The following is a 12,586-nucleotide window of genomic DNA, read 5'->3' on the forward strand; positions in this document are numbered from 1 at the left end:
AAAACGCCGTTGACCGATCTTGACGTGGTTCCCGACTTGCCACCCCGCCGCCTCGACATCAGCCCAATACCGGGTCCTTCATAGAGTACATTACGAAATGTTCATATTAGAATGAGGTAATATAAGGTTCCTGGGCGGGGTGTCAAGTGACGCCAACCCCCCTTTGCCAAAAATTCACCAGGAAGGTGGCCCACTGGGGCGCGCCATCCACATGAATATGGGCGTAAGAGGCCAAAACATTCCGATAAATCAAGCCATCCCGAACACCATCCACCCCGGATCCACGTTCAACCCGGTAGGCAAATTTAACTTTATCCGCACCCTTGACTACCTGAGAATAGTGAAACTCATGGCAGCGTATTTTTTTATCCTTCCCAGGCCAGGGCAAAGCACCGGTACCAGCGATCTCCATGTAACCATAGCCCTGAGGCCGTCGGTTCATCTCCACCTCTATGGGTAGAGCCCCAACCATCTGGGCAGCACGACCTTCCCAGTGAATTTTTTCCGCCAACACCATCAACCCGCCACACTCGGCATAGACTGGAAACCCCGCCTCCACAGCCCCTTTGATCTGCCCCATGAGCGCCCGGTTGGCGGAGAGGGATTCCATAAACATTTCCGGAAACCCCCCGCCGATATAGAGCCCATCCACAGGGGGCAGGGCGGAATCCTTGAGAAAGGAGAAGGGAATCAGCTCAGCGCCAGCAGCCCGTAGCGCTGCCAGATTTTCGGGATAATAGAAGGAAAAGGCCTGATCGGTGGCGATGGCGATACGCACCTTGGGGGGTGTAGCCACCGGCAAAACAGGGGAATTGGATGCCCCGGGCCAGCTGTAGGCGCCAGCCCCCTTGGCCAAATCCAAAATCTGGTCGAGATCGAGATGGCGGGCCACATGCTGACCGATGGCGGTAACCCGACTGGCCAGAGATTCCTTCTCCCCCACGGGCACCAGCCCCAGATGGCGCTCATCAATCACCACTTCGGAACTTCTGGGCAACACCCCCAACACCGGCACCCGGCTGTATTGCTCCAGTACCCGGCGGAGTTTGTCCTCCTGACGGGGGGTGGCGACGTTATTGAGAATCACTCCACCAATCTGCTCCCCGCCGGGAAAATCCAGATGCCCCAAAACCAAAGGGGCGACACTGCGGGCCATCCCCTGACAATTCACCACCAGCAATATCGGACAATCCAACGCCTTGGCCAGAGCCGCCCCACTGTCTGAGCCGTCCATCTCCTGGCCATCGAAAAGCCCCATGTTGCCTTCGATCAGCGCCAGTTCGATCTCCTGGCTATAGCGGTGAAAATTGCGCTGGATACCCTCCCGGCCCATGACAAAAAAATCGAGATTATGGCACTCTCGCCCCCCGGCAACCCCCAGCCAGCGGGGATCGATATAGTCGAGCCCTTTTTTAAAAGTGCCTACTTTCAAGCCCCGACTGGCAAAAGCCGCCGTCAGACCAATGGAAACCATGGTCTTGCCAGAGCTTTTCCGGGGAGCTGAAATCAATATGCGGGGAACCTGCCCGTTCAATGGTGCGATCCTTGAAAAGTGCGGTTTACCTCTTGGCCGTCGCCGAAGGTGCGCCCTGAAACGCCATTCGTCAACCCCGCATGACCACAATCCCTGCGGAATTTGTTTGGTGCTTGGTTTCCATTGAATTATTCTGACGCAATAGAGGAACGCCCCGTAGGGCCATTCCATTGTGGACAGGGTGGTTTTTTTCCTTGTGGACAGGGTGGTTTTTTTCCTCGTCAGGATCCTTCGGTTGATTAAAAATAGCGACCATCAAAAACAATCGACTTGATCCAATCGGACACCCATAGCCATAGATGCCAGCGTGGCGATCCGCCCCCTTTGAGGAATATGCCTCCATGTCCAACTCCCGCACCGGCCTGCTCCTCACCCAGCTGGGAACTCCAGATGCCCCAACCCCTGCTGCCGTACGGCGCTATCTGAAACAGTTTCTTTCCGACCGCCGGGTGGTGGATCTCAACCGGGCGCTTTGGTGGCCCCTGCTCCACGGCATCATTCTCAACACCCGTCCCAAGCGCTCTGCCGCCCTCTATCAAAAAATCTGGCGGAAGGATGGACAATCCCCCCTCCTCCACCATACCCGGGAAGTGACCCTCGCCCTGCAAAAGCGCCTGGGCGAGGGCATCCAGGTTCAATTTGCCATGCGTTATGGCAACCCCGGCATCCCCTCAGTATTGGCAAAAATGTTGGACCAAGGGGTGGAACGGCTCCTGCTTTTTCCCCTCTATCCCCAATTTTCCGCCTCCACCACCGCCTCCACCGCCGATGCTTTTCAGGCGGCCCTGGCTCATCGGCGTTTTATACCCGCCTTCCGCATGGCCTCCCCTTTTTATGCTGACCCGGGCTACATTGCCGCCCTGGCCCACCAGGTGCGGGCCACCCCTGGCTATACCCCCCACGCCTTGCATCTCTTTTCCTTCCACAGCCTGCCCCAACGCCATGTGGATGAAGGGGATCCCTATGGCGATCACTGCGCCGCCACCGCCCAGCGCCTGGCGAACGCCTTGGGACTGGCCGATGATGGCTGGCGGCTCACTTTTCAATCCCGCTTTGGCCGTGAGCCCTGGTTGACCCCCGGGACCGATACCGTCCTGGAGGCCTTGCCCAAGGAAGGTGTCAAACGGGTGGTGGCGGTCTGCCCCGGCTTTGTGTCGGACTGCCTGGAAACCCTGGAAGAGATCGGTAAAACGGAACGTCAGCGATTTTTGGCGGCGGGAGGAGAGTCGTTTCTCTATGTGCCCTGCCTGAATGAAAGCCCCCAATGGATCGATGCCCTCACCCGTATCGTTCGTCGGGAATTGTCTGGCTGGGAAAGCTGAATCAGACGGACCAGCCCCCTGATCCAGTCTGGCTATACCCAATGTATCCCCTTCTGATTTGGATCAGGCATCCCAAGGAATACAGTAGAAATTCAGCTCTTTACAGACTAGATATTGTTAGATTTTTCCAGGAATTGCCTTGCAAAATGGGCTGCTGGGGGGGCTTGTTTCAGAGGAGAGGAAAAGGAACAACCCCTCGGGGGGAAACCGGATTTAAACTTCCCGTTGAAAAGCCAACGTAAAATCCTACCCATTCCGATCTGTTTTGGGGTAAACTTACGGGTCGATTACATTTAATAAGCAGTGAGAAACGGGATCCGCCCAGGGGAGAACGGCAAACACCATGAACAGCGCACCTCAAGCCCAGACACTGGAAGAAGCCCAGTCACTGATCAACACCCTCTACCAAAAGGCCACCGAATCCGCCTCAGCCCTGGATCAAGCCAACCGTTTTACCCGGAAAAATACCGACGTGATCAAAAAACTGGCCACCTCCGCCCAGGAGATTGGGCAGTCGGTCAAGATGATCAAAAACATCGCCGGGCAAACCAACATGCTGGCCCTGAACGCCGCCATCGAAGCCGCAGGTGCCGGTGAAGCGGGTAAGGGATTTGCTGTGGTGGCCAACGAGGTCAAGGATCTCGCCCGGCAAACCGCCGAAGCCACCAACCTGATCTCCCAACGGATGGATGAAATCCGCAAAAACACCGCTGAAGCCACCAATACAGCCAACGAAATCACCCAAAGCATTGGTGTGATTCGCCAATCCAACAGCGATGTTCTGCAAATTTCCAACAATCCCGGAGCCACTCCCGTTCCCATCGATTCCGACTTTGACGATGAAGAGCCCTACGAGCTGACCTGATTCCCCCCCTTTCCCGCTCTTCTTCCACCGGCCCCAACCCCCGGAGGGAGTGCATGCAACACCTCTTCGGGGGGGGAACCCAACCGACCGCCCCATCCCTGCCGGTGATCGGTACAGGAGGAGCGATTGGGTTTGGGAATATAAGAAAATCCTTTCAGTTCAACTCTCGACGCGGCTCTCCCACGCTTCCCCATAGGTTTTGCGCACATAATCCAGGCTGGGTTTGAATCCCATGTCATAGAGAATCCGATCCCGCTCGGCCCGGGGGCGCAGATCAGGCTCTTGGGTCACCCGGCGGCGCACCTTGGGTGGCAATGCCTTGGGAAAATTCCAAGTGGTGAGCCAGCGGACCACGCTGTTGTTGAAGCTGGCACAAACCAAATCGGAATCCGCCTTCACCACCTCGTTGCGCACCGCTTGATGAACATCGGATTTATACTGCCCCCCTGCGGCATCAGTGGTCAGGGTTTGGGAGAGGACCACCTTGGCGATGGCAGCGTTCATCCGATCCAAAAACACCTCATAGCTGACACTCCCGGAACGGGCCGCCTCGATCAACTCCACCCGCATCCCTTCAGGCACGATGATGCCGGAATCGGTCTGAATCGCTCGAAGCGCCTCCAGGAGCCTGCGTTTTTCATCTTCCGTGGCGTGGGTCGGATAGGTGCCACGGGCCGTCGGCATGCCAAATTTATCCATAAAAACCAGCCAAAGTTTCATGCCGTTGCGTTTAAAAAAGACCGGCCAGTAGAGCCAGTGGGCCAGCCCCAGGCCGTAGGGTTCATCGTCGTTATCGGCACCGGTTCGAAAATGCCAAAATTTTTGCTCGGGCAGCGCCTCTCCCTGAGAATTGTCCAGGGTGAGAAGCCGTAACCCTCCAGCGGGTTCAGGGTTACCGACCGAAGTGGAAGTGGCAAAGGCGAAACGACGCTGCTTGCGCACCTTGACTGCATTCAAAACAATCAAGTCATTTTCACGCCCCCAGAGGCACTCCGCCACTGAAAAGCCATAAAAAACCCCGTAGAGCATCTTGTCGGTCACATTGTCCCAGCCAATCCGCTCCAGGCTCTCACGCAGATAATCAGCGGCTTTCAGGCTTTCAGCATCCTCGGCCCCGGGAATCACCTCCCACTCCGATGAGGTGACGGCCAATCGGCGCTGTTGGAAGGTGGAGGCGACCTGATCGTCCCGAAGGATCTCCTCATAAACGGCATAATCCCCTCCCCGATCCTGCAGGACCGAGTCCTGGGGGGTCATCAGTCCGGGAAAGACGGCATAACCTCGGGTGATATCCCGTCCATCGCTGGTGGTGGCCACCTCTTGGAACAGGTGAGATTGGGGGGCTTTGGTTGTTTTAGGCATGGGGCAACTCCTGTAGAGGTCAAAAAAATGAGCGAAAAACACACACTTCGCAGAAATCTGACCGCTATCCTAAAATCAACCGAACCCCCAGGAGAATGAGAAGCACTTCAGCAACTACCGCTTTTCTGTTAAAATGACCCAAAAAAAATCCATCTGGGGACTTTAAGAGATGGCATCACCATCCACCACCCCGGCCGTCCATTCAAAAGCCACTTCCAGCGGCCCCGAAAGCATCCAAATCAGCCAAGTGTTTTTGACGACACTCCTGGCCGCCGCCGGTCTCGCTCTGGATCTGCTGCTGCCCCTGGGGGTGGCGGGTGGTGTGCTTTATGTGCCGGTGGTCTTTACCGGCTGGTGGTATCCTAAACGCCGCCACATCCTTTGGTTGGCCCTCTTCTCCTCCCTCCTGACCCTGGTAGGTTATCTCCACTCCCCCGAGGGGGGCGTCCCCTGGGTGGTGCTCACCAACCGACTCTACGCCCTCATCACCATCTGGGTCACCGCCTTTGTGCTGGGCATTGCCCATGAGAGCCTGGCCAAGCTGGAAAAGCAGGCGTTGGAGCTGAAAAAACTGTCGAGTGCCGTGGAGCAGAGCCCGGTATCGGTCATCATTACCGATACCCAGGGACGCATCGATTATGTCAATCCCCGCTTTTCGGAATTGACCGGCTACAGCCCCCAGGAGGTGATGGGAAAAAACCCCAATCTGCTCAAGTCGGGAGAGCACCCACCGGCTGTCTATACCCAACTTTGGCAGCAGATCCTGTCGGGCAAGGATTGGCGCGGAGAATTTCTCAACAAAAAAAAATCGGGAGAACTTTACTGGGCATCGATCTCCATCAAAGGCGTCCGGGACAGTGAGGGAAAAATCAGCCATTTCGTTGGGGTTCAGGAAGATGACACCCAACGCAAACAGGCGGAAAAAAAACTCTCTCAAGCCAATCGTATTCTGCGAACCCGTTACCACTTTTCTGAAATTTTAGCCTCTGCCACCCAGGAAGCGGAAACGCTGAACCAGTTTTGCCAAGCCATCGTCGAAGAGGCTGATTTTATGGTGGCCTGGGTGGAATTTGCCGAAAGAGAAGCTGGTGGACAGACCATTCCCGTTGCCCTTTACGGCTTGGAAAAAAAGGCCTTCGAAGCCATGCAAGGGGCCTGGAAATCCCGTAGCCAGGATTGGGAACCCGGAGTGATGGCCCTCCTGACCGGGATGCCAGCTCTGACCAACCATATTTTCCAGGATCCGCTGTTTGCAGCCTATCGGAAGGATGCGCGTCAGTGGGGGTTTGCCTCAGTGATCTCCCTCCCTCTGAAAAACCGAGGGATTCCTTTTGGTGTGCTCAATCTCCTCTCCCGGCATACCGAGCAGTTCGATGATCTGGAGATTCAATTTTTAACCACCCTTTCCCACCAAATATCAGAAACCATTCTCCGCTTGCGGGAGGCGGAAGCCCACCAGCGAACCGAAAACGCCTTGAGAACCAGTGAACGGCGCTTTCGCATGCTGTTCGACACCATGGTCAGTGGTGTAGCGATCTACGAACCGGTCAATGATGGGGAAGATTTCGTTATTAAAGACCTCAACAAGTCAGGCCAAGCCATCAGCAATGTCAAACGCGAGGACGTACTGGGCCGACGCGTGACCGAGGCCTTTCCTGGAGTCAAGGAGTTCGGCCTGTTTCAGGTCTTTCAGAAGGTCCATCGCACGGGGAAACCCACCCATCATCCCATCACCTACTATACTGACGACAATCTTAAGAGTTGGCTGGAAAACGATGTTTACAAACTGGAATCCGGTGAAATCGTCGCTATCTATAATGACCTCACTGCACGCAAACAGGCTGAAGAGACCCTGAGTCGCTATGCCAGCATCGTTTCCGCCTCAACGGACCACATGTCCTTTCTTGATCAAAATCTGGTCTATCTGGCTGTGAATGACGCCTACCTCCGTCACCACGCCAAAAAACGGGAGGAGATTGTCGGTCATTCGGTCATTGAACTCCTTGGCGAGGCCATTTTTGAGAACATCAAGGGAAATCTGGAGAAATGCCTGGCTGGAAATACCGTCCACTATCAGGCCTGGTTTGATTTTTCCGGAACGGGTCGCTTGTGGATGGATGTCTCCTATTTTCCCCATCTGGAAACGGATGGCACGGTTGGTGGCATCGTTGTGGTGGCCCGAGACGTGACTGAAAACAAGCAGATGGAAGATGCCCTGCGCATGAGCGAAAAAGCGGCTCGGGCAGCCAACAGGGCCAAGGGGGAATTTTTGGCCAACATGAGCCACGAAATCCGCACCCCCATGAACACCATCATCGGCATGAGCTATCTGGTGCGCCAGACCGAGCTTGAAGAGCAGCAAAAAAATTATCTCAACAAGATCGATCTTTCCGCCAAATCCCTGCTGCGTATCATCGACGATATTCTGGATATTTCCAAAATCGAAGCGGGACAGTTGGAGCTGGAAAGTGCCCCCTTTAACCTGGAGGAGGTGCTCAACCAGCTGATTGACACCACCCTGGCCCAGGCAGACAGCAAGGGGATCGAAATATTGGTCTCCGCCCCAATCGATCTTCCCCGGGATCTGGTGGGAGATGCCACCCGCTTGGGACAGGTGCTCTCCAATCTTTGCGGCAATGCCATTAAATTTACCGAACGGGGTGAAATCGTCCTTTCCATCACCCAAGTGGAAACCGCTCCCAACAAAACCCTCCTCTCCTTTACGGTCCGGGATACCGGTATCGGTATGAACCCGGAGCAGGTCAAGCGGCTTTTGGAACCCTTCCAGCAGGCCGATGCTTCCACGACCCGTCGCTATGGCGGAACGGGTTTGGGGCTCTCCATCTGTAATAATCTGGTGGGGATGATGGGGGGGCATATCGATATCCAAAGCGAACCGGGACAAGGCACCTCGATCTCCTTCACGGCCCGTTTTCCCTGTCAACTCCAAGGGGATGAAAAACGTTTCAATACGCCAGCAGAGCTTTCAGGATTGCGGATCCTGGTAGTGGATGATAACCCCACCTCCCGGGACATATTGGCAAAATTCATCACCTCCCTGGGCTTTTTCTGCCAGACTGTCGGTTCGGGAGAGAAGGCGATTGGTGAGCTGCAGCGGGGGATGCAAGTTGGGGAAGGCCCTTATGAACTGATCCTGGTGGATTGGCTGATGGGGGCTGAAAACGGCTTGGAGATCGCACGCACCATCCGAGAGCTGACAGATATTCCCCAGCCCCCCATTCTGCTGATGGCCTCCGCCTTGAAACAAAATGTGGTGATGGGACCGGCCAAGGATATGGGATTGGCGGGAATTTTAAGCAAACCGGTCTGTCTCTCCACGCTGTTCAACGCCATCCTGAATGTATTCGAGCAGGGTGCAACGGATGCGATACCCGCACTCCCCCCCCAGGCAACACTCCAGGGGCTGATGATGTTTGAGGGTGCCCAAATATTGTTGGTGGAGGATATCAAGACCAATCAAGAGTTGGCCCAGGAAATTTTGACCCGCCGGGGAATCCGCGTCACCTTGGCCCGAAACGGTCGGGAAGCGGTGGAAACCATGGAGATGTCCGGGGAACTGATTGATGCGGTACTCATGGATATCCAGATGCCGGAAATGGATGGCTTCGAGGCCACCCGGATCATTCGCAGCCATGGGAAATTTCAGGAGCTACCGATCATCGCCATGACCGCCAGCGCCATGACCCAGGATGTGGAACGCTGCCTCAAGGCTGGCATGAACGACCATATCGCCAAACCCCTGGAAATCAAAGCGCTCTTCGACACCCTCAGCAGATGGGTCACCCCCAGCAATCAGAGGGATGAAAGGACAGAATCGACCGAAAACACCCCCGACAAGGCCACCGCTCCCGGAGATGATCATCCCACCTTCCCCGATCACCTGCCAGGCATCGACATCCCCCGAGGCCTACAGAGGTGTGAGGGCAATCACACATTTCTGGCTCGCATCATCACTGATTTTGCCAAAGAGGCCCAGGGGCTCTACAAAACACTGGCAGAAGCCCTCAACCAGGAAGATACCGAAACAGCCCTCTCCCTGGCCCATGGTCTGAAAGGTTCGGCAGCCAATATCGCCGCCATGGATCTCGCAACAACCGCTGGCCAAATCGAAGATATTTTGTGGCAGGGAAAAGCTGAAATGGCCGCTGACAAGTTGCCCCGATTGAATACAAACCTGGCTGCTCTGGAGCAGTCGGCTCATATCCTGGTCGGGTACAACGAACAGACCACTCCGACGCAAGTGAAAGGGAACCATTCCGAAAACACCATCGATATTGAAGAGTCCTTGTGTCGCTCACGGGAACTGGCCATATTTCTCGCAGCCCGGGATATGCAGACTGACAGTCACCTGGAACTCCTCAAAAAAGAGCTCAAGGCAGATCCCCGCTTTCAAGTACTTCTGGACAGGCTTGAAAGCAGCATTCATCAGCTGGACCATGATGGCGCCTTGAAACCCTTGAACGATCTCATCCAGCAACTGGAAGCTTTATCCCGGTAACTCATGGACGTATACAAAAAACTCCCCAAGCAGACCATTTTGGTGGTCGATGATTCCCCCAACAACGTGCGCATCTTGAGCGAAATACTTCGCCAGGATCATCGGATTCTCTATGCCACCAACGGACCCGATGCCCTGGAGACCGCCAAAACACAACTACCAGACCTCATTCTCCTGGATATCATGATGCCGGAGATGGACGGTTATGAAACCTGCACCAAACTCAAGGCGGATCCCCGCACCCAGGAAATTCCGATCATTTTCATTACCGCCCTGGATCGGGAGCAGCACGAAACCGTCGGCTTGGAGTTGGGAGGAATTGACTATCTCACCAAGCCCATCAATCCCTACATCGTGCGTTTGAGAGTCCGCAATCATCTGGAACTGAAAGCGCTACGGGATCACTATAAAAATCTCTCCGCCATCGACGGACTGACCGGCATCGCCAATCGCCGCCGCTTCGAAGAGTTTTTAAACCAGGAGTGGAATCGCGCTGTGCGTTCCCACTCCGAAATATCCCTCATCATGATGGATATCGACTGTTTCAAACCTTATAACGACCATTATGGCCATCTGGCAGGGGACGACACCTTGCGCCGTATCGCCACCACGTTGAAGGATACTTTGGATCGTCCGGCAGATCTTTTGGCGCGCTATGGGGGGGAAGAGTTTGTCTGTGTGCTTCCGGAAACCGGTCGAGAGGGGGCGGTTCTACTCGGTGAAAAACTGCGCTGTCAGGTTGTGGAACAAAAAATTGCCCATATTTACTCTGCAGCCGCCGACCATGTCACCCTGAGTCTGGGGCTTGCCACGGCGATTCCCTCCCAGACAAACACCCCTCAGGAGCTGATCGAATTCGCTGATAAAAATCTCTATCTGGCCAAGGAGCAGGGCCGCAACCGCCTGGTTTCCTGATTAAACTGGTATAGCCATTCGAATCAAGAATTGGACATATGCCGTTGCATTTTTACCGTCATTCTCGCGAATGCAGGAATCCAGGGAGTGTGGCGCAAACCTTTCCAAATCTTGCATCACTTTCAGCAAAATACCGGCCTTTCTTGAAGATTTGGTTTTTTCCTTGAGGGCAATCATCAGCTCACTGGATCCCCGCCTTCGCGGGGATGACGAGTCAGGGAAGAGTGTCCAATTTTGAGATAGAACTGCTATATGCAAAAACGCGATCTTCACCTCAAGTGTTAACAGGCCCTAATTAAACAGATGAAGGGATCATCGCCTAACGGTATTGGCTTTTATCGGTGCCTGGCGGGCTTCAATGTCCAGCTGGTACCGGGATAGCGGGGCTCCTGAACAGCCACCAGCAGCTCATGAATTCCAGCCACCCCCGCAAGTGGCGCCACCCGCACCATCCCCCCCAGGCCTGACTCGCTCTCTGGGGACCATTCGCTGATTCGCACCAACACCCGGGCCACAGCCTGTAGATATTCAGCGGCATTGATATTCCCCCCCGGGAGCGTCACCTGGGCAGGAATGATGTTTTGGGGCATGGGAAAGCCAGAACCCGCTTCCAGTTTGAGGCTTTCCCCTTGAGCCGCCTGCAAAAGATCCGACATCGCCACAAGCCGTGATTGGGAGATGGCCGGCGTGCTGGCAAGAGGCCCATAGACCGGCTTTAGCAAAACCCCATCGGGCAGCTCCCCCAGTTTGTCATAGGTGGCCAGGGCCTGGACCAACAACGACCAACACTCCGCCAGAGAATAATAGTATCCCCGGGCCACCACAAAATCGGGCAAAGCCCCGTCTACCGTCTGCAACAGGGCGCGGGCCACTCTCTCCACACGCTCCAGGGGAATTTCCTCCCCCGATTCATCGACGAAAAGGTCCACCAAATCCCGAGGGGAGACAAATCGGCTGCCATCCATCCCGGAAAGCATCTCAGCAGCCAAATATTTCAGATTGGCAGCCGTGGTCTGATAACGCCCCTCCCGCGCCTCCTCGCTCCAAAGATCGGCCTCTGTCAGTTCCGGGGCTTCGGGGTGATCGTAGGCATAGTCGGTGGGGCTCTCCTTGGCGTAGAGATATTTGCTGGCCAGATGGGCGTTGATCACCTGGAGCCGGGCCGGATCAAGGAGCGCCAACTCCCCGGCCAGGGTTTCACTGCTTTCGATCAGGTTTAACGCCCCCACCCCATCCAGGGGGTTGCCGTCGTTGATACGCAGGTGGCCGTTCATCCAAAAGAGCCCGGCAGGGGTGCGGTGCTCCGGGGTCAGACGAGAGATCAGGCGCTTGAGAGCCGCCCCATAGTCTGGATTGGAGAGGGGGCCGTGGTCGGGAAAGCCGAACATGACAAAATCCCCCAGCAACCGATCCAGGGTAAAAACCAGGGCCTGGTCGAGAGCCAGACCACTCACCACCTGGATCTCTCCCCACACCTCTTCGACCTTTTTGACCCCTCCCGTACGACTGGGATCCACCCCTCCCAAGAGAGGATCCTTGCCCAGGGTCAGATAGGCCAGCGCCCCTTGCACCGTGCGCTCCCAATCGGCCTGATCTCCCTCCAGGGAAGTCAGGGCATTGTTGGTATAGGTGGGTTCGTGAGCGCCGTGGTAACCAAAATGGAGAACACCCCCCTGGGAAGCATCCTCCCCCTGCAAAACCTTGAGCAAGCCGGTTTCAGGGTGACGCTCTGCCAGGGTTTCAGCGTCCGCCCCCATAAATGCCAGGGTCCAGGATGGCGTAAGATCGGGATAATCACGGCTCAAGTCTGTGACTGTGGGCAGGAGCCTTTGAAAACGCTCTTCGCTCAGAGTGTGATTGATGTGATCTTCGGTGTGGGTAAAAAGAAACAGATAGAGCGGAGGGAGTTGGCACTGGTTGATCAGACAGGCTTGATCCACCGGGCACTGGGAATCTGCACGACATGCCAACCCCTCCTCCCCCTGGGCTTCCTGAAAGGGCCAAACCAAGCTCCCCACCATCAGCCAAGAGAGCAGCAGAAACCCATACCAAGGAAGAGATAGAAACCT

7 protein-coding genes are annotated in these 12,586 nt (G+C 55.5%); 4 read left to right on the forward strand and 3 right to left on the reverse strand.

What is annotated here, in order from left to right; all coding sequences use genetic code 11:
- Positions 1 to 142 precede the first annotated feature (142 nt).
- Positions 143 to 1,705: a cobyrinate a,c-diamide synthase gene (locus HQL52_01580; GenBank protein MBF0368120.1), complete on the reverse strand. Its 1,563-nt coding sequence runs from the start codon at positions 1,703 to 1,705 to the stop codon at positions 143 to 145.
- Between the two features lie 170 nt (positions 1,706 to 1,875).
- On the opposite strand from HQL52_01580, the gene HQL52_01585 reads away from it, so the two are divergent.
- Both HQL52_01585 and HQL52_01590 read left to right on the forward strand, forming a co-directional pair.
- Complete coding sequence (locus tag HQL52_01585; GenBank protein MBF0368121.1) at positions 1,876 to 2,856, forward strand: ferrochelatase; 981 nt, start codon at positions 1,876 to 1,878, stop codon at positions 2,854 to 2,856.
- A 343-nt stretch (positions 2,857 to 3,199) separates the two neighbouring features.
- Positions 3,200 to 3,721: a hypothetical protein gene (locus HQL52_01590; protein ID MBF0368122.1), complete on the forward strand. Its 522-nt coding sequence runs from the start codon at positions 3,200 to 3,202 to the stop codon at positions 3,719 to 3,721.
- 159 nt (positions 3,722 to 3,880) lie between these two features.
- Here the strand turns inward: HQL52_01590 and HQL52_01595 are convergent, their stop codons facing one another.
- Positions 3,881 to 5,083 (reverse strand): DUF935 family protein, encoded by a 1,203-nt coding sequence (locus HQL52_01595; protein MBF0368123.1) that lies wholly within the window; start codon positions 5,081 to 5,083, stop codon positions 3,881 to 3,883.
- Positions 5,084 to 5,252: 169 nt separating this feature from the next.
- Here HQL52_01595 and HQL52_01600 point away from each other — a divergent pair, with 169 nt between their 5' ends.
- Together HQL52_01600 and HQL52_01605 are read left to right on the forward strand one after the other, a co-directional pair.
- The gene (locus tag HQL52_01600) at positions 5,253 to 9,602 is read left to right on the forward strand and encodes a PAS domain S-box protein (protein MBF0368124.1); all 4,350 of its coding nucleotides are present in this window, start codon (positions 5,253 to 5,255) and stop codon (positions 9,600 to 9,602) included.
- A gap of 3 nt (positions 9,603 to 9,605) precedes the next feature.
- A complete protein-coding gene (locus HQL52_01605; protein ID MBF0368125.1) occupies positions 9,606 to 10,517 on the forward strand; it encodes a diguanylate cyclase in 912 nt (303 codons plus the stop codon).
- 335 nt (positions 10,518 to 10,852) lie between these two features.
- Here HQL52_01605 and HQL52_01610 read toward each other — a convergent pair whose 3' ends face one another.
- Complete coding sequence (locus HQL52_01610) at positions 10,853 to 12,526, reverse strand: hypothetical protein (protein MBF0368126.1); 1,674 nt, start codon at positions 12,524 to 12,526, stop codon at positions 10,853 to 10,855.
- Between the last annotated feature and the right edge of the window lie 60 nt (positions 12,527 to 12,586).

The organism is Magnetococcales bacterium, assembly GCA_015232395.1.
GTDB lineage: Bacteria > Pseudomonadota > Magnetococcia > Magnetococcales > JADFZT01 > JADFZT01.